At 38.8% G+C, this 18,128-nt stretch carries 18 protein-coding genes; 17 read left to right on the forward strand and 1 reads right to left on the reverse strand.

The window, feature by feature from the left end; genetic code table 11:
• Positions 1-28: 28 nt before the first annotated feature.
• The 14 genes from QSJ81_RS22525 (at position 29) to hpf (ending at position 12,900) form a co-directional block, all read left to right on the forward strand.
• On the forward strand, positions 29-1,417 hold the full coding sequence (locus QSJ81_RS22525; RefSeq protein ID WP_285719596.1) for a B12-binding domain-containing radical SAM protein: 1,389 nt from the start codon (positions 29-31) through the stop codon (positions 1,415-1,417).
• A gap of 41 nt (positions 1,418-1,458) precedes the next feature.
• Positions 1,459-2,628 carry a UDP-N-acetylglucosamine 2-epimerase gene (gene neuC / locus QSJ81_RS22530; RefSeq protein ID WP_285719597.1) on the forward strand — a complete coding sequence of 390 codons (1,170 nt, stop codon included), beginning with the start codon at positions 1,459-1,461 and terminating at the stop codon, positions 2,626-2,628.
• Entirely contained in the window at positions 2,625-3,710 is a 1,086-nt protein-coding gene (gene neuB / locus QSJ81_RS22535; RefSeq protein ID WP_285719598.1) for an N-acetylneuraminate synthase, read from the forward strand. Before neuC ends, neuB begins: the two co-directional genes overlap by 4 nt.
• A complete protein-coding gene (locus tag QSJ81_RS22540; RefSeq protein WP_285719599.1) occupies positions 3,707-4,339 on the forward strand; it encodes an acetyltransferase in 633 nt (210 codons plus the stop codon). Before neuB ends, QSJ81_RS22540 begins: the two co-directional genes overlap by 4 nt.
• Position 4,340: 1 nt before the next feature.
• Positions 4,341-5,390, forward strand: a complete 1,050-nt coding sequence (locus QSJ81_RS22545) for a nucleotidyltransferase family protein (RefSeq protein ID WP_285719600.1) — start codon at positions 4,341-4,343, stop codon at positions 5,388-5,390.
• A complete protein-coding gene (locus QSJ81_RS22550; protein ID WP_285719601.1) occupies positions 5,387-6,079 on the forward strand; it encodes an acylneuraminate cytidylyltransferase family protein in 693 nt (230 codons plus the stop codon). Before QSJ81_RS22545 ends, QSJ81_RS22550 begins: the two co-directional genes overlap by 4 nt.
• A gap of 369 nt (positions 6,080-6,448) precedes the next feature.
• On the forward strand, positions 6,449-6,739 hold the full coding sequence (locus QSJ81_RS22555; RefSeq protein WP_038673810.1) for a zinc-ribbon domain containing protein: 291 nt from the start codon (positions 6,449-6,451) through the stop codon (positions 6,737-6,739).
• A 331-nt stretch (positions 6,740-7,070) separates the two neighbouring features.
• Complete coding sequence (locus QSJ81_RS22560; RefSeq protein WP_285719602.1) at positions 7,071-7,844, forward strand: basic amino acid ABC transporter substrate-binding protein; 774 nt, start codon at positions 7,071-7,073, stop codon at positions 7,842-7,844.
• A gap of 153 nt (positions 7,845-7,997) precedes the next feature.
• Complete coding sequence (locus QSJ81_RS22565; RefSeq protein ID WP_285719603.1) at positions 7,998-8,768, forward strand: basic amino acid ABC transporter substrate-binding protein; 771 nt, start codon at positions 7,998-8,000, stop codon at positions 8,766-8,768.
• 532 nt (positions 8,769-9,300) lie between these two features.
• Entirely contained in the window at positions 9,301-10,077 is a 777-nt protein-coding gene (locus QSJ81_RS22570; RefSeq protein WP_285719604.1) for a transporter substrate-binding domain-containing protein, read from the forward strand.
• 313 nt (positions 10,078-10,390) lie between these two features.
• A complete protein-coding gene (locus tag QSJ81_RS22575; RefSeq protein ID WP_038673800.1) occupies positions 10,391-11,056 on the forward strand; it encodes an amino acid ABC transporter permease in 666 nt (221 codons plus the stop codon).
• Positions 11,043-11,762: an amino acid ABC transporter ATP-binding protein gene (locus QSJ81_RS22580; protein ID WP_285719605.1), complete on the forward strand. Its 720-nt coding sequence runs from the start codon at positions 11,043-11,045 to the stop codon at positions 11,760-11,762. The genes QSJ81_RS22575 and QSJ81_RS22580 overlap by 14 nt, the downstream gene beginning before the upstream one ends.
• Before the next feature lie 130 nt (positions 11,763-11,892).
• Positions 11,893-12,090 (forward strand): cold shock domain-containing protein, encoded by a 198-nt coding sequence (locus QSJ81_RS22585; RefSeq protein WP_007930253.1) that lies wholly within the window; start codon positions 11,893-11,895, stop codon positions 12,088-12,090.
• Positions 12,091-12,369: 279 nt separating this feature from the next.
• Positions 12,370-12,900: a ribosome hibernation-promoting factor, HPF/YfiA family gene (gene hpf, locus QSJ81_RS22590; protein WP_285719606.1), complete on the forward strand. Its 531-nt coding sequence runs from the start codon at positions 12,370-12,372 to the stop codon at positions 12,898-12,900.
• 152 nt (positions 12,901-13,052) lie between these two features.
• Here hpf and QSJ81_RS22595 read toward each other — a convergent pair whose 3' ends face one another.
• Positions 13,053-13,265 carry a hypothetical protein gene (locus QSJ81_RS22595; RefSeq protein ID WP_285719607.1) on the reverse strand — a complete coding sequence of 71 codons (213 nt, stop codon included), beginning with the start codon at positions 13,263-13,265 and terminating at the stop codon, positions 13,053-13,055.
• 221 nt (positions 13,266-13,486) lie between these two features.
• Between QSJ81_RS22595 and secA the strand changes: the two genes are divergently transcribed.
• The 3 genes from secA (at position 13,487) to QSJ81_RS22610 (ending at position 18,026) form a co-directional block, all read left to right on the forward strand.
• Positions 13,487-16,006: a preprotein translocase subunit SecA gene (secA, locus tag QSJ81_RS22600; RefSeq protein ID WP_285719608.1), complete on the forward strand. Its 2,520-nt coding sequence runs from the start codon at positions 13,487-13,489 to the stop codon at positions 16,004-16,006.
• A gap of 210 nt (positions 16,007-16,216) precedes the next feature.
• Positions 16,217-17,315 (forward strand): peptide chain release factor 2 gene (gene prfB / locus QSJ81_RS22605; protein WP_285719609.1). Its coding sequence is split into 2 segments (ribosomal slippage): positions 16,217-16,288 and positions 16,290-17,315, totalling 1,098 coding nucleotides; the frame shifts between segments, so codons are not numbered across the junction.
• Between the two features lie 21 nt (positions 17,316-17,336).
• On the forward strand, positions 17,337-18,026 hold the full coding sequence (locus QSJ81_RS22610) for an LmeA family phospholipid-binding protein (RefSeq protein WP_285719610.1): 690 nt from the start codon (positions 17,337-17,339) through the stop codon (positions 18,024-18,026).
• The last annotated feature ends 102 nt before the right edge of the window (positions 18,027-18,128 follow it).

Consider the following 18,128-nt stretch of genomic DNA (forward strand, 5'->3'; position numbering starts at 1 on the left):
ATTACAAATAACGGAAGGAATCTTTTACATGAATATTTTATTAATTGCATACGATAATGATTCTTATATATCATGGTTTTCCCCAGGGCTTGGTTACATTGCGGCTGTATGTCGTAAAGCCGGGCATAAGGTAACTATTTATAATCAGGATGTTTACCACTGGCCAGAGGAGCATTTAATCGACTTCTTAGAAAAAAATGAGTTTGATGTTGTGGGTTTGGGAGCTTGTGGCGGCTATTACCAATATAGAAAGGCATTAAAAATTGCAGAAGCAATCAATCAATCAAAGAATCGTCCCTTCTTTGTGCTAGGTGGACATTTGGCTTCACCTGAACCTAAATTTTTCTTAGAAAAAACAATGGCGGATGCTATCGTTATTGGTGAAGGCGAAGTCACAATGTTAGAACTGCTAACGGCATTGCAAAATAAAACAAGCTTACAGGATGTTAATGGAATTGCCTATATTGAGAACGGAAATTTTGTTAAAACGGCTCCTCGGGAATTGATTCAAGATATTGACAGTATACCGCTTCCTGCCTGGGATTTATTTCCTATGGATCATTATGCGTTGCTACGCTTACCCAATATAAAGAACTCTGAACGTTGTATGCCAGTGTTATCAGGTAGAGGATGTACATTTACATGTAATTTCTGTTACCGGATGGATCAAGGTTTCCGCCCGCGGTCTGCGGAAAGCATTATTGAAGAAATTCAAATTTTGCAAAAAGACTATGCTATATCCTATATTGCCTTTTCTGATGAATTGCTCATGAATTCGGTACAACGTACCACGGAATTATGTGAAGCTTTTATTAAAGCAAAATTAAATATCCATTGGGATTGCAATGGACGTCTAAATTATGCGACTCCTGATGTTCTTAATCTGATGAAAGATGCAGGTTGCGTTTTTATCAATTACGGTATCGAATCAATGGATGAACAAGCGTTGCGTAATATGAAAAAAGCACTTACCGTATCACAGATTACTACAGGTATTGAAAATACGTTAGCGGCAGGAATCAGTCCTGGGTATAATATTATCTTTGGGAATATTGGTGAGAATGCGGAATCATTACGACTTGGTGTGGAATTTTTGTTGAAGTATGATGATCATGCCCAAATGAGAACAATCAGACCTGTAACGCCTTATCCTGGGTCTCCTTTATATGATCTTGCAATTGAAAAAGGGCTTTTAAAAGATTGCCAGGATTTTTATGAAAATAAGCACTTGAATTCGGATTTATTAAGTGTTAATTTCACAGATATGAGTGATGAAGAGTTTTATCGTGCCTTATATCAGGCGAATAAAATTCTTCTCGATAATTACTATAGTGCAGGACAAATAAAAGTTGAAGAAAATCTACGAAAACTATATATAGAGAGAGATGCTTCTTTTCGAGGATTTCGGCAGAGTTAATTTCTACTTAAAACTAATTTAATTATAAGCAGGTGTTTTCTGTGGCTTCCAAACGTAAAATTTGCGTGGTAACTGGTACACGAGCGGAGTATGGACTGTTATTTCCTTTATTAAAAAAGATTCAAGCTGACAAAGAACTGGTACTGCAATTGGTTGTTACAGGGATGCATCTTTCTCCAGAGTTTGGCTTGACATATAAGGAAATTGAAAAAGATGGCTTTACGATTGATGCCAAAGTGGAAATGATAATGTCTAGTGATACTCCGGTAGGCATTGCGAAATCCATTGGAATAGGAATTATGGGGTTCGCAGATGTTCTTGACAGGTTACATCCTGACCTTATGGTGGTTTTAGGAGATCGTTACGAAATATTGGCAGCTGTACAGACTGCGATGGTCGCTAAAATCCCCATTGCACATATTGCAGGAGGAGATACAACGGAAGGTGCCTTTGATGAAGCCATTCGTCATAGTATTACCAAGATGTCTCATTTGCACTTTGTAACAAACGAGATCGCAGCTAAAAGGGTTAAGCAAATGGGCGAAAATCCTAAACGTATTTTTTGTGTCGGTAGTCCAGGCATTGACCAGATTAAGACTTTACATTTGCTTACTAAGGAAGAATTGGAAAAAGAACTAAACTTTAGATTTAAACCTCACAATATTTTAGTAACCTTTCACCCTGCTACGCTTGAACATCAGCATCCTGCAGAACAGTTTCAAGAGATATTGGACGCGCTGGACTCTTTTGGAGAGAATTTGGGAGTTCTATTTACCAAGCCAAACTCTGATAATTATGGAAGATCTTTAATTCAAATGATTGATGAATATGTAGCTAAACATCCTCAGTGTTCATGTGCCCATACCAATTTGGGACAAAAACGCTATTTTAGTGTTATTCAGCAGGTTGATGCAGTTTTAGGAAATTCATCCAGTGGAATATATGAAGTCCCGTCTTTTAAAAAAGTGACGATTAATGTGGGAGATAGGCAAAAAGGGCGTATTCAAGTGCCTTCAGTGATAAACTGTATACCGAAAAAGCAAGCTATTATTAATGCAGTTGAACGCTCCTTTACTTTAGATTGTTCGGATATTGTCAATCCATATGGCGATGGTACAAGCTCACAACAAATATTAGCTGTATTAAAAGACGATTTGGACGAAAATCAATTAATTAAAAAATGTTTCTTCGAGGTGAATTGCTCAATATGAATCAAACAGAAAAGACCTATATCATCGCTGAAGCTGGGGTTAATCACAACGGTTCAATTGAGATGGCAAAAAAACTTATTGACGTTGCTGTCCAATGTGGAGTCGATGCTATCAAGTTTCAGACCTTTCGTGCAGAAAAATTAGTCAGTAAAGATGCAGCAAAAGCTGACTATCAGAAACGGAATACAGATATCGGCGAATCTCAATTTGATATGATTAAAAAATTAGAGTTGAGTGAAGAGGCCCATCACAACCTAATTGAATATTGCCATGAGCAAGGTATACAGTTTTTATCCACTCCGTTTGACCTAGATAGTTTGAAATTACTAATAAGTTCTTTCGAATTACCTTATATAAAAGTTTCTTCAGGGGATTTAACTAATGCACCATTTCTGTTAGAGATTGCCCGGACAGGTAAGGCGGTTATTTTGTCTACAGGGATGAGTACGTTAGGTGAAGTTGAAATAGCTTTAGGTATACTGGCTTTTGGATACATGGATAGAGGTAATAATCCTAGTATAGAAAACTTTCAAGAAGCTTATTCGTCTTTGCTTGGACGCCAGCTATTGCAACAAAAGGTAAGTTTATTGCATTGTACTACTGAGTATCCAGCTTCTTTGGCTGAAGTAAATCTAAAAGCAATGGATACTTTGCGATGTGCCTTTGATTTATCCGTCGGTTTTTCTGACCATACTGCTGGTATTGCTGTTCCACTAGCTGCAGTCGCTCGCGGCGCAGTAATTATCGAAAAACATTTTACGTTGGATAGAAGTTTACCTGGGCCGGATCACAAAGCGTCATTGGAACCAATAGAATTGAAAAATATGGTTGAATCGATACGGCAAATTGAAAAGGCTTTGGGATATTCCTATAAGATTCCAACACCTTCTGAGGTTAAGAATAAGATTGTGGCTCGCAAAAGTTTGGTTGCAAGCCAAGCAATCAAAAAAGGCGAAAAATTTACAGAAAAGAATATAACTACCAAACGTGCGGGAACAGGTCTTTCACCCATCTATTATTGGGAGTGGCTTGGAAAATCTGCTGAACGGGATTATGAACAGGATGAAAGGATAGGAATATGAAACGTCCTGTTATTATAGTCGGTGCTGGAGGCCATGCTAAAGTAGTGATTGATATGTTGCGAGGGTCCAGTGTTGAGATTATTGGTGCGACTGATTCTAATCCAGAGAAAATGAATACGTATGTATTGGGAATCCCTGTAATCGGTACTGATGAAGTGATTTTACATTATAAGCCAGAGCAGATTTTTCTGGTTAATGGTATGGGTTCAGTGGGATTGCCTGCAATTCGTAGGGAGATTTTCGACTACTTTAAAACGCTAGATTATTCTTTTGCAACTGTTATACATCCCTCGGCGATAGTGGCTTCAGAAGTTATCTTTGGAGAAGGTGTTCATATTATGGCAGGGGCGGTCATTCAGCCAGGTTGCCATATTGGTTCAAACTCTATTATAAATACGGCAGTCTCTGTAGATCATGATTGCCGTATTGGTTCGCATGTTCATTTAGCTCCTGGGGTAACTCTCTCTGGTGGTGTAGAGATTGGAGATGGAGTGCATATTGGTACAGGAGCTATTATGATTCAAGGTATAAAAATTGGGGGAAACAGTGTAGTGGGTGCAGGAGCCGTTGTGATTAAGAATGTAGCAGAAGATACAAAAGTAATTGGTGTACCAGCACGGGAGGTATAATATGAAGGAATGGAAGCAGATATTAATTTCGCAAGATGTAACAATCCATAATACACTCCAGATTATTGATTCCAGTGCAATGCAGATTGCACTGGTAGTTGACGAAAAAAATCGTTTATTGGGAACTGTAACAGATGGAGATATACGCCGTGGCATTTTAAAAGGCATTATGTTGGAGGAGTCCGTTAAACGGATTATGAATCCTCATCCGACTGTAGCAAAATCATATGAGCGGCGCGATATTGTTTTAGCTGTTATGAAGCTAAAGCGGCTGAATCATATACCCGTCATTGACGATGATGGAAAAGTTATTAATGTGGAGACATTGCAAGATTTAATTCAGGAAGATGTCAAAGATAACATTGTTGTTATAATGGCTGGGGGGCTAGGTGCCCGGCTTCGTCCACTAACGAATGATTGTCCTAAACCACTTTTAAAGGTGGGCGGAAAACCTGTTCTTGAAACTATTCTGGAAAATTTTATGGAGTATGGGTTTAGAAAATTTTATTTATCAGTAAATTATAAAGCTGACATGATCAAGGAGTACTTTGGAAACGGAAACCGATGGGGAATCGAGATTCATTATATTGATGAGGAAAAACAGCTGGGAACTGCAGGCGCGTTAAGTTTACTGCAGGAAAAGACTGCGCAACCATTATTAGTTATGAATGGTGATTTACTAACGAAAGTTAACTTTCAGCAACTTCTTGATTTTCATAGTATGCATCAAGCCCAGGCTACTATGTGTGTTCGAGAATATCACTATCAGGTTCCTTATGGTGTTGTAAAGATCGAACAAAATCGACTTACAGGCATTGATGAGAAACCGGTGAAACACTTTTTCGTGAATGCAGGAATCTATATAATTGAACCTAAAGCTTTAGAGTTGATAGCTCATAATGAATATTTCGATATGCCCAATCTTTTTACCAAAATAATTAGTACAGGTGGCGAAACAGCGGCTTTTCCCATCAGAGAGTATTGGATGGATATAGGGCAAATAAATGATTATGAACGAGCAAACGTTGAATTTGACGAGGTATTCGGATGATCAATAGTAAAAAAGTATTAGGAATTATTCCGGCTAGAGGTGGATCTAAGGGAATTCCCGGAAAGAATATTATTGATCTTGCTGGCAAACCACTGATTGCTTGGACAATTGAAGCAGCGAAGAAATCAAAATATATTGATCGACTGGTTCTTTCCTCTGATGATGATGATATTATTCGCGTAGCCACTCAGTGTGGATGTGAGGTTCCCTTTAAAAGACCGGATGAGTTTGCTAAAGATAATACACCCGGTATAGATCCTGTTTTACATGCGATTTCAATGCTGCCTGGATTTGACTATATTATTTTATTGCAACCAACTTCTCCACTTCGTACCGCCGAAGATATTGATGGATGTATTGAATATTGCATGATAAAGCAAGCAAATTGTTGTATTTCAGTTACTGAGCCAGATAAAAGCCCATTTTGGATGTATCACATTAATTCTCAAGGTATCCTTGAACCAATTTTACAGACTGATAATGAGGTGGCTACACGGCGTCAGGATTTACCTGTTGTATATGCTTTAAATGGAGCAGTATATGTTGCGAAATGTGATTGGCTGATAACAAATAAATCTTTTTTGTCTAAAGAGACGGTTGGCTATGCCATGTCTAAAGATCATTCAATTGATATTGATTCATTGAGAGATTTACAGCTGGCAAAATTGCTCTTAGATTTAAAGGTATAAGTGATTTTCATTTACTTTCAGCCTCATGCCTATACTTTATCCAAAAAAACTCTATTTTGAGCTTGCAATTCATTAGAAAAAAACCTATACTATAACATAAGAACCTATTGCTTAGGTCTGTGGTTGAAAGTCGAGGCCAGTCGCAGGCGAAACGATCCACATAAGGAGTCCAAAGTGGCTCTGAGCATGGTGCGGTTTAGGGGTAAGTCCTGCCGAGTTATTAGCTACGTCAGCTAGATTCGAGAGTGGCAGTAGTGAGGAGATTGAATTCTTATTAGCGAACCTTCCAGCAGGCGGGTGTGGGGGCAAAGACCAGGTCAGCTAAGCAGTGTGGTCCTTAAAATTCACAAAGGTGAGGGGATTTCTTTAATGGCTTTTCAGGACAAAACTCTAAAGTGTAAAGACTGTGGCGTAGATTTCGTGTTTACGGTAGGGGAACAAGAGTTTTATGAGGAAAAGGGATTTGAAAATGAGCCTGCACGTTGTCGCGAGTGCCGTGATGCTAAAAAACGTAGTCGCGATGGTGGGGATCGTCAAACAACGCAACGTGAAATGCACGAGGTAATTTGTGCTGGATGTGGGATAACCACACAAGTACCATTTAAACCTCGTAATGATAGACCGGTTTACTGTCGCGAATGTTTTGCCGCTCAAAGATAATAAATATGTAATGCTGCTCGGATGAGAAATCATCCGAGCTTTTTTGTTATGTTAGAATGTATGTGATTTGTCGAAGAGGGGGAAGAAAAAATGATTTAACCGCAGAGGCGCAGAGGGCGCTGAGTGGAATATTTAATCCTATCTATCTCTTCTCTGGGTTCTCTGCGCCTCTGTGGTTCATATCCTAATCTTATTATTCTTCATGTCTTTGTGGTTCGCACAATTTGTCCGCTGTACTATAAAAAACTTACAAAAGAGTATTGACTAAATATACATTAAAAGTGTATAATTATAAATATAAAACAAAGTAGTTCAGCAGGAGGTATATGAAATGTCGAAGAAGATTATGTCATTGATAATGTTAATGGTGCTTATCGCATCATTTGGTTTAGTTGGGTGTGGCAAAGATGCAGCATCTACTGCGAAGGTGTTAAAAGTGGGAACGGATGCAGGTTTTGCTCCTTTTGAGTTTCAAGATGAAAAATCAAAAGAGTATGTTGGCTTTGATGTAGATTTGATAAAAGCACTTGGTAAACAGATGGGTTATGAAGTGCAAATTCAAAATATGAATTTTGATGGATTGATCCCAGGTCTAGAAGTCAACAGTATTGATGTAGCCATTGCTGGTATGACGATTACTGATGCTAGAAGCCAAAAAGTTAATTTTACTAAACCTTATTATCAATCTGGTTTAACAATTGTAGTGAAAAACGATAATAACGCGATCAAAAGTTTCAAAGATCTAGAGGGTAAGAAAATTGCTGTACAGATCGGTACGACAGGTGCAACAGAAGCTAAGAAAATTAAGGATGCTCAAGTTCGTGAATTTAATAATGCACCAGAAGCTTTCATGGAATTAAAAGCAGGTGGCGTGGATGCCGTAGTGAATGACAAACCTGTAAATGAATATTATATTGCAAAATCAGGCAGTAATGATGCCAAAGCGGTTGGTGAACCTTTGCAAGCAGAAGAATATGGTATTGCTGTTGCTAAGAAGAACACAGAGTTAGCGGGTAAATTAGATAAAGCGTTAGAAGAAGTGAAAAAGAACGGCGAATATGAAAAAATATACGTAAAATGGTTTGGTAAAAAACCAGGGAATTAAATCATATAAAGTATTCTGTATACATTGAAGAACTTGGTGAAAACCAAGTTCTTTTCTTATAAAATCTCAAAAAAACGTTGACTAATTATGCGAATGATATGTATAATTATAAACATTACAAGATTACAAGAAAGTGTTGAGGGGGAAGGGTTAATGTCTAAAAAAATAATGAGTTTGTTCATTGTGGGAGTATTTGTTTTATCCTTGGGTTTGGTAGGTTGTGGCAAACAAGAGGCTGCTAAGCCCGCAAAAGTTCTTAAAGTTGGTTCAGAAGCAGCTTTTGCTCCTTTTGAGTTCCAAGATGAGGGTACAAAAGAATATGTTGGCTTTGATATTGATTTAATTAAAGCCATAGGTAAACAAATGGGAGCTGAAGTTCAAATTCAAAATATGGGTTTCGATGGACTTATTCCTGCTCTAGAAGCAAATAATATTGATGTAGCCATTTCCGCTATGACAATTACCGAAGAAAGAGCGAAAAAGGTTAGCTTTTCCAAACCTTACTATAAATCTGGTTTAACTATGGTGGTCAAAACTGATAACAATTCCATTAAAACTTTTAATGATTTAGAAGGTAAAAAAATCGCTGTTCAAATCGGTACTACTGGTGCTGATGAAGCAAAAAAGGTGAAAAATGCGCAAATTCGCGAGTTTAACAGTGCTCCAGAAGCATTCTTAGAACTTAAGGCTGGCGGTGTCGATGCTGTTGTAAATGATAAACCAGTTAATGAATACTACATTGCAAAAGCAGGTGGCAAAGATGCTAAAATGGTTGGCGAGCCTCTGACTGCTGAAGATTATGGTATCGCTGCTTCTGGCAAGAACAAAGAATTAGCCACTCAGATAGACAAAGCCATCGATGAACTGAAGAAGAATGGTGAATATGAAAAAATCTATGTAAAATGGTTTGGTAAAAAACCTTAATAACAAAAAGCGATAATAGACACAGGCGGGTTTCATAAATGTGAAGTTCGCCTGTGTTTTTTTTATGTTCTTATAGAAAAGGTGAGGACAAAATAACTAACCGCAGAGGCACAGAGTTCGCAGAGGAGAATTTTCCTATAAATCCCTTCTCTGTGCTCTCTGCGTCTCTGCGGTTAAAAAAGTGTTAAATAACTCCCTTTGTGTCCTTCGTGTCTTTGTGGTTCAATTTTTCTTCTATACATTTTAAGGTTGTATTACTTTTTTCAATACAAAACATAGGGAAAATAACTAACCGCAGAGGCACAGAGTACACGGAGGGGATTTTTTTAACCCAATCGATCCCTTCTCTGTGCTCTCTGCGCCTCTGTGGTTAAACGCGTTAAATTTATCCCTTTGTGTCTTTGTAGTTCAAATTTTCCTCTACGAATTTTAACTTTGTACTACTTTTTCAATACAAAACACTTGATGATTTGGCAAAAAGATGTAAAATGGTATAGGGAAAATAAATAGAGGGTTATGGGAGGTTTTTTGGTTGTCTAAGAAAATGATGAGCTTACTTGTTGTAGGAATTTTCCTACTATCTTTGGGGTTAGTTGGCTGTGGTCAAAAGACTGCTAATACGGACAAAGCGAAGGTACTTAAGATAGGTGCTGAAATGACGTTTCCGCCTTTTGAATTTCAAGAGGAAGGCAATAAAGAATATGTTGGCTTTGACATGGATTTAGCACGGGCTGTTGCAAAACAAATGGGTTATGAAACAGAAATCCAGAATATCGGTTTTGATGGTTTGATTCCTGCGCTAGAAGCAGGCAATATTGATATGATTGTTTCCGGTATGAGTATTACAGAAGAGCGTAGCAAAAAGATTGCTTTTTCTAAACCTTATTATAAATCAGGCTTGTCTATTGTAGTTAAGAGCGATAATACTACAATCAAGAGTTTCAAAGACTTAGAAGGCAAGAAAATTGCTGTACAGATTGGTACTACAGGCGCTGAAGAAGCTAGAAAAATAAAAGATGCGAATGTAAGAGAGTACAATAGTAACTCAGAAGCTTACATGGAACTTAAAGCTGGTGGGGTAGACGCAGTAGTGAATGACTTACCAGTAAATGAATATTATTTAACAAAAAGCGGCGAAAAAAATGCCAAGCTAGTTGGCGATATTATGAATGCAGAAGAATATGGTATGGCAGTAACCAAGAAAAACACAGAATTAGCTGAAAAAGTGAATAAAGCCTTAGATGAACTGAAAAAAAATGGCGAGTATGAAAAAATTTACATGAAATGGTTTGGTAAAAAACCTCAATAATAAAAATGCCTCAATAAGACGCAATATCATGTTGCGTCTTATTGTTATCTAGAAAGAGGGAAAATAACTAACCGCAGAGGCGCAGAGTACGCAGAGGGGGATTTTTTTAACCCTATCAATCCCTTCTCTGTGCTCTCTGCGCCTCTGTGGTTAAAAAACGCGTTAAATTATCCCCTTTGTGGTTCAAACGCCTACGTTTAAAGGACGTTAGGGGTTTTTAGAAATAGGATTGACAGGGTTATGCTGTATGTTATAATCATAGTATTGCATTAATATGCATGTATGTATATTTTTTGAATTAAGGGTGAAAACGATGAACTTTGATTTTGATTTAGTTGTACGATCTTTTCCGCTTTTATTAGTCGGTGCAGGGGTTACAGTACAAATTACAGCGTTTAGTGTAAGTCTTGGTATGTTAATCGGGATGTTTGTTGGGATCGCCCGTTTATCCAATACATGGATTATTAAGGCATTAGCTGCCGTGTATGTTGACTTTATTCGTGGGACACCTTTACTGGTGCAGATCTTCCTTATTTATTTTGCTCTGCCTATTTTGGTGGGACAACGAATTGATCCTTTTATCGCTGCGATTACTGCTTGCAGTATCAACAGCGGTGCTTACGTTGCTGAGATCTTCCGTGGCGGTATTCAGTCCATTGACAAAGGACAAATGGAAGCAGGACGTTCTCTGGGTATGACTTGGCGGCAGACTATGTATCATATTATTTTGCCTCAAGCTTTCAAACGAATCATTCCGCCTCTTGGCAATGAATTTATCGCGATGATGAAAGATTCTTCCTTGGTATCTGTAATTGGCTTTGAAGAGCTTACGAGAAGAGGACAGCTGATTATTGCTCGTACTTATGGATCCTTTGAGATATGGTTATCTGTAGCATTTATTTATTTGATTATGACCTTCACTATTTCTCGCCTGGTAGATTATTTGGAGCGGAGGTACAAGATCGATGATAAGCATTAAAAATATTCACAAAAAATTTGGCGCGCTTCATGTATTGAAAGGCATTAATGCTCATATTGCAGAGAAAGAAGTAGTGGTTATTATTGGACCTAGTGGTTCAGGTAAAAGTACGCTGCTTCGCTGCATTAATTATTTGGAAGAGCCAACAGAGGGGGAAATCGTGGTAGATGGTATTCCTCTGACCAGCGAAGCCAACATTAATAAGGTAAGAGAAGAAGTGGGGATGGTATTTCAGCGCTTTAACTTATTCCCTCATAAATCTGTCTTGGAAAATGTAACCTTAGCACCTATGACAGTACGCAAAATGCCAAAAGCAGAAGCGGAAAAAGTAGCGTTGGATTTACTAGAAAAAGTGGGTTTAGGTGATAAGGCTTATGCTTATCCAGAACAATTGTCAGGTGGACAGCAACAGCGGGTCGCTATTGCGAGAGCCTTAGCGATGAGACCGAAAGTCATGTTGTTCGATGAACCGACTTCTGCTCTTGATCCAGAAATGGTAAATGAGGTACTTGATGTTATGAAATCCTTAGCTCATGAAGGTATGACTATGGCAATTGTTACTCATGAAATGGGTTTTGCCCGCGAAGTTGGTGACCGTGTTATCTTTATGGATGAAGGACGTCTTGTAGAAGAAGGCACTCCTGAACAAATTTTTAATAGTGCAAAAGAGGAACGCACAAAGGCGTTTTTATCCAAAATATTGTAAAAAATTGGATGGCAATTATGCCAATTCCAGTTGGTGTCACATTGACACCATTATCCAGTAATGTTATACTTTATATTGTGGTCACGTGGTTGGCCCCAGTTTATTGTTTATTTTTAGGAGGAGTTTCATAATGATTGGTAAAGTAAAATGGTTCAGTTCTGAAAAAGGCTATGGTTTCCTTGAAAGAGAAGATGGCGGCGACGTGTTCGTACATTTCTCAGCAATTCAAGATCAAGGCTTCAAAACTTTAACTGAAGGTCAACAAGTTGAGTTTGACATTGTTGATGGCGCACGTGGACCGCAAGCAGCTAACGTTGCTAAAGCTTAATAGATTTTGACAAATATACCCGGCTATTTATAGCCGGGTTTTTTGATATTATGCGTTGTTTTTTTAACCACAGAGAACGCAGAGCGGATAATTTGATATTTTCTCTTTCTTCTCTGTGCCTTTGTGGTTAACGGCCTTACAGATTTCTCTTAATTATAAATGAATCAGTAGGTTTTTTGTAATATGATTTAATTTTTAAAATAATTAAAATTCATAAAGGATTTTATTGCTAATATGGAGAATAATACTTATATAGACACTGGAAGGAGATGGGCGATTATGGCAATCACTGTACGAGGCAAAAATATCGAAATTACACCAGCACTAAAGGATTACGTAGTAAAGCGCACCAGTAAAATCACAAAATACTTCCAAACTCTAGGTGAGATTACAGCTGTTTTAGCTGTAGAAAAGGGTCGTCACATTATAGAGCTCACCGTACCTATTAATGGTATGATTCTCAGAGGCGAAGAAGCTACTGCTGATATGTATACTTCTATCGATCTTGTTGTTGATAAGATTGAAAAACAGATTGAAAAATATAAAACCAAAATTTCCCGCAGACTAAAAGCTGGAGTTTTCAAAGGGGAATTAGTTGCGGCGACTGTACCGTCAGAAACAGATGAACTACAGGTCGTAAGAACCAAACGATTCGCTGTTAAACCGATGGATACAGAAGAAGCCATTTTGCAGATGAATTTGATTAATCATGATTTCTATGTCTTTAGAGATGCTACAACAGAAGAAGTTAACGTAGTGTATCGTCGTAAAGATGGAAGATACGGTTTAATTGAACCAGATTCTAACTAAGCTAAAAAGTTACAAGAAAAAACCGGGGCATTTGCCCCGGTTTTTCTTGTAAAATATTGATATATTATGGGAAAAGTCAATAAACCACGGAGGTGCAGAGAACGCAGCCACTCTGTGCTCTCTGCGCCTCTGTGGTTCGCAAAGCCTATGTTTTACACTGTCAACTTTTGGACACGTCGCAGTGATGAAATCTCACGGACTGTAGCATTTTCTAATTCTAGGGCCTTATGAGCAAATTCTTCTCTGCTGAAGAAATTTTTTTCTATTAATAACTCTATTAGCGTGCTAATTGCCAGTGTGTTTTTGTAATCTGTATCTTTCAAGTCAGCGATTTGTCCGATGACATTAATGCTATTGGCTTGCATATATATTCCCCCTTGCGTTAGATGGTATTATACTACTAAGTATTTCCATTTTTACAAAGAAATATACAGCTTGATTCAAGAAGTTATACTTTCTAAGGAAGCTCACTAAGTTTATTTATTTTGACTTATCTACTATCTTTTGATAAAATTTTAAATTAGGCATATACTGTAAACTAATAGAAGAATATGATATATGCCAACTATTAAGGAGTTGATACCTGTTGCTTAAATTTTTAAGAAATCTATTCGGTGATGATAACGAAAAAGAAATAAAACGTATGATGAAATATGTAGAGCAAGTAAATACAATTGAGCCAACTATGCATAAGCTGAGTGATAGTTCACTGTCAGCTAAAACAGTTGAGTTTAGACGACGTTTGGAAAAGGGCGAAACCTTGGATGATATTTTGCCTGAAGCATTTGCGGTTGTGAGGGAAGCGTCACGTCGTGTACTTGGAATGCGACATTTTGATGTGCAGATCTTAGGTGGTGTTACCCTGCATGAAGGTAATATTGCGGAGATGCGTACAGGGGAAGGGAAAACTCTTGTAGGTACCCTTGCTACTTATTTGAACGCACTTACAGGTGAAGGGGTACATGTCGTTACAGTGAATGATTACTTAGCGAAACGGGATAGCGAGTGGATGGGCAAGGTATATCGCTTTTTAGGCTTATCCGTTGGTTTGATTGTCCATGGACTGGATTTTGTTGATCGTAAACAAGCATATCATGCAGATATTACATACGGTACCAACAATGAATTTGGTTTTGATTATCTTCGTGATAATATGGTTATCTACGCGGATCAAATGGTACAACGTCCATTAAATTATGCCATTGTGGATGAAGTAGATAGTATCTTGATTGATGAGGCCCGCACACCTCTTATCATTTCCGGACCAGGGGAGAAATCAACAGAGTTATATCATGTAATGGCAAGAATTACTCCTAAGCTCAAAGAAGGAGAAGACTACACGGTAGATGAAAAAACTCGTACCGTAGCACCTACGGAAAGTGGTATAGCGAAAGCGGAAAAATTACTAGGTATCAAAAATTTATATGACCATGAAAATATTGAAATGTCCCATCATTTTACCCAAGCACTAAAAGCCAAAGGTTTAATGAAACGGGATCGGGACTACGTGGTAAAAGACGGAGAAGTCGTTATTGTCGATGAATTTACAGGCCGTTTAATGTTTGGTCGTCGTTATTCCGATGGTCTTCACCAATCCATTGAAGCAAAAGAAGGCGTAAAAGTAGAAAGGGAAAGCCAGACATTAGCTTCGATTACTTTCCAGAACTATTTCCGTATGTATAAAAAACTGTCAGGTATGACAGGTACGGCAAAAACGGAAGAGGCAGAATTCCGGAAAATTTACAAGTTGGATGTTATTACTATCCCAACCAATAAAGAAGTTAGCCGTGAGGATTTACCTGATGTAATTTACAAAACTACTCGGGCTAAATACAAGGCCGTAGTGGATTCCATTGTGGAACGCCATGCGAAGGGTCAGCCTGTATTGGTAGGAACCACCTCCATTGTACAATCAGAACATTTAAGTGATATGCTGAAGAAGAAAGATGTACCCCATAATGTTTTGAATGCTAAATTCCATGAGATGGAAGCACAGATTGTAGCGCAGGCTGGTCAGTTAGGGGCTGTCACAATCGCTACCAATATGGCAGGGCGTGGTACGGATATTGTATTAGGTGAAGGCGTAGCGGAGTTAGGTGGACTTCACATCATTGGTACGGAACGTCATGAAAGCCGCCGGATTGATAATCAGTTACGTGGCCGTGCAGGTCGTCAAGGCGATCCTGGTTCGTCCCATTTCTACCTATCCTTAGAAGATGATTTGATGCGTTTATTTGGTTCCGACAATATTGCTACTATCATGGATAAGTTAGGTATGGAAGAGGATGAACCCATTGAGCATAGTTTAATCACTCGTTCTATTGAACAGGCCCAAAAGAAAGTAGAAGGCCGCAATTTTGACATGCGTAAGCACGTGTTAGAATATGATGATGTAATGAACCAGCAGCGGGAAGTGATTTATGGACAACGCCGCCAGATTTTGGTGGGGGAAAACATGAAGGAAAATATTTTCCATATGATCGAAAAGTTGGTAACCCGGGGTATGGAGCTATTTGCCGACGAAAAACTGTATCCAGAAGAATGGGGTTACCAAGGATTAATCGAGTATTGTGAGGAAATATTTGCACCAGAAGGCCAGTTGCAAGAAGAAGATCTAAAGAAATTGAGCCGTGAAGAACTACAAGCTGAATTACTGCGGGTAGCAACTGTTTCCTATGACGCACGAGAGGCTTTGTTTGGCAGCGACAATATGCGTGAAATGGAAAAAGTCGTTATGTTAAAAGTAGTTGATTCCAAATGGATGGAACATTTAGATGCAATGGATACGTTACGCGAAGGGATTAGTCTGCGTTCGTATGGTCAACGTGATCCTTTAATTGAATATAAAATTGAAGCATATGATATGTTCCAACAACTCATTGATTTGATTCAGGAAGATATTGTAAAATATATATTCCGCGTAAATATTGTGGCTCCACCGGAGGATCGTTTGCAGCAAGCCCATGCTGTACATGGAGATGATGCAGAAGAACCAGTGGAAAAACACCAGCAGCCGGTCGTCAATAAAGATCATACTGGTCGTAATGATTTATGTCCTTGCGGTTCTGGTCAGAAGTACAAAAAATGCTGCGGTGCTGCGAAGTAAGGAACTTGTAAAGAATGAAGAGATATAATAAAGTATGAAACGCAGAGGGCACAGAGAACACAGAGGAATGGAGAGGGTAAAATAATATAGACCTCTCTGCGTCCTCTGCGCCTCTGTGGTTAATCGTCTCCTTGTATCCGTATTAGCGGATTCACGTTTTCATGTTTAAATATTTATATCATAATTTTTAATTTATTGGAGTTGATACAGTTGTTGTTAGAAGATTTGCGAGTGCAGATTGCTGCTTTTGAACAAAAATTAGTTGAAGTGAGGGCTTCTCTTTGACGTTGCTGGCAAAGAAGAGCGCATTTCTCTATTAGAAGATCAGATGGGTGGGCCAGGATTCTGGGATGACACGAATGCTGCCCAAAAAGTGGCTCAAGAACTAAACGTACTTAAAGATAGTGTTGCTCAATTTGAACAGCTATCTGCTGAATATGAAGATTTAGGTTTGCTGTGGCAAATGGGTATGGAAGAAAAGGATGAAAGTGTATACCCAGAAGTAGTAGCAGCCATTGATAAAATGACTCAAGATATTGAACGTTTGGAAGTTGCCTTAATGCTCTCGGGAGAACATGATGGTAGTAATGCTATACTTACGTTGCATGCTGGAGCTGGTGGTACAGAAGCTCAGGACTGGGCTCAAATGTTACTTCGTATGTATGTGCGTTATGCAGAGAAGAATGGCTATAAGGTTGAGACCATGGACTTTTTGGCTGGTGATGAAGCCGGCGTGAAAAGTGCTACCATTCTGGTATCCGGGCCCAATGCCTATGGATATTTAAAATCGGAGAAAGGGGTACACCGCCTAGTACGTATTTCTCCTTTTGATGCCAGTGGGCGTCGTCATACCTCTTTTGCGGCAGTTGATGTTATGCCAGAAATTGATGACAATGTGGAAATTGACATCAATATGGCAGATGTTCGAGTTGATACGTATCGCGCCAGTGGTGCTGGTGGGCAGCATATTAATAAGACGGACTCTGCTGTGCGCATGACTCACATTCCAACAGGCAGTATCGTGCAATGCCAAACCCAACGTTCTCAAATTAAAAATCGGGAACAGTGTATGAAAATGCTGCGGGCTAAGTTATATGAATTAGAACGGCAGAAACAGGAGAATATAAAAAATGAGCTTGGTGGCGATTACCAAGCAATTGAGTGGGGCAGTCAGATTCGCTCCTACGTATTTCATCCTTACAATATGGTAAAAGATCACCGTACCAGTGCGGAAGTAGGCAATGTCCACGCTGTTATGGACGGGGAGTTAAACATCTTCATCGAAGCTTTTTTAAAAAGCGGAAAGTAGTGAATTAAGGAGGCGTATCCTGTGACAAAGGGCTTGCGTCTTGTAGTAGCAGTACTTATTTTGGCAGTAGCAGCAGAGCTACTGCTGCCAACGGTACTATCGGATATTGTGGCTAAAGGTATGATGGGGCTAGTGGGGAGTGAACAAGTAGCAGTCACCCTCACCAAAAGGCCTGCACTATACATGTTAGGTGGTAAGTTTGATGAAATTGCCCTTAACGCCCAGCAGGTAAAAGCGGATAAAATTCAATTTGCCCAGATGGATATAACATTGAAAGATGCCCAATTAGATATGGGAGCACTCTTAACGCGCAAGGTAGTCGCCCTTCAATCTGTTGGTGATGTAGATATTAAGGCTATAGTGACCCAAGAAGAGTTAGCCAAATACTTGAACCAGTCTGTAAAAGGGGTAAAAAACGCTGTCGTGGATATTACCTCGGATAAGATAAAGGCGACAAGTACCTTTGCCCTTGGCGGTTTTGCCAATGTGGCTGTGAGTATGGAAGGTAAAGTAGTAGGCGATGGCCAAAAAATCAAGTTTGTTACGGAAAGATTTTTAATTAATAATAGAATGACTGGCAATATTGGTGGTACTCTTTTAACAGAGATTCCTCTAGTGGATTTAAATAAGTTACCATTCCACGTAAATGTTCGTGACATTGTAATGGAAAGTGGGAAAGTGAATTTATATTTGGATAACCGCTCCCACTAGCCCTTCACCCAAGGGCAATTTTTTTTTAGTAAGCTTGTTTTTTTCTCTATTTAATAATAAAAATTTTACAGATAAGCAGGATATTGGGCAGTTTTGACAGAA

Origin of the sequence: Pelosinus sp. IPA-1 (genome assembly GCF_030269905.1) — a bacterium.
In the GTDB taxonomy this organism is placed as follows: Bacteria; Bacillota; Negativicutes; order DSM-13327; family DSM-13327; genus Pelosinus.

What these genes read in the sequence shown, in the direction of transcription:
- QSJ81_RS22585 (WP_007930253.1), top strand. Translation starts at nt 11,893, where the DNA reads ATGATTGGTAAAGTAAAATGGTTCAGTTCTGAAAAAGGCTATGGTTTC.
- QSJ81_RS22560 (WP_285719602.1), top strand. Translation starts at nt 7,071, where the DNA reads ATGTCGAAGAAGATTATGTCATTGATAATGTTAATGGTGCTTATCGCA.
- QSJ81_RS22550 (WP_285719601.1), top strand. Translation starts at nt 5,387, where the DNA reads ATGATCAATAGTAAAAAAGTATTAGGAATTATTCCGGCTAGAGGTGGA.
- QSJ81_RS22540 (WP_285719599.1), top strand. Translation starts at nt 3,707, where the DNA reads ATGAAACGTCCTGTTATTATAGTCGGTGCTGGAGGCCATGCTAAAGTA.
- QSJ81_RS22580 (WP_285719605.1), top strand. Translation starts at nt 11,043, where the DNA reads ATGATAAGCATTAAAAATATTCACAAAAAATTTGGCGCGCTTCATGTA.
- QSJ81_RS22545 (WP_285719600.1), top strand. Translation starts at nt 4,341, where the DNA reads ATGAAGGAATGGAAGCAGATATTAATTTCGCAAGATGTAACAATCCAT.
- QSJ81_RS22575 (WP_038673800.1), top strand. Translation starts at nt 10,391, where the DNA reads ATGAACTTTGATTTTGATTTAGTTGTACGATCTTTTCCGCTTTTATTA.
- QSJ81_RS22595 (WP_285719607.1), bottom strand. Translation starts at nt 13,265, where the DNA reads ATGCAAGCCAATAGCATTAATGTCATCGGACAAATCGCTGACTTGAAA.
- QSJ81_RS22525 (WP_285719596.1), top strand. Translation starts at nt 29, where the DNA reads ATGAATATTTTATTAATTGCATACGATAATGATTCTTATATATCATGG.
- neuB (WP_285719598.1), top strand. Translation starts at nt 2,625, where the DNA reads ATGAATCAAACAGAAAAGACCTATATCATCGCTGAAGCTGGGGTTAAT.
- QSJ81_RS22555 (WP_038673810.1), top strand. Translation starts at nt 6,449, where the DNA reads ATGGCTTTTCAGGACAAAACTCTAAAGTGTAAAGACTGTGGCGTAGAT.
- QSJ81_RS22565 (WP_285719603.1), top strand. Translation starts at nt 7,998, where the DNA reads ATGTCTAAAAAAATAATGAGTTTGTTCATTGTGGGAGTATTTGTTTTA.
- hpf (WP_285719606.1), top strand. Translation starts at nt 12,370, where the DNA reads ATGGCAATCACTGTACGAGGCAAAAATATCGAAATTACACCAGCACTA.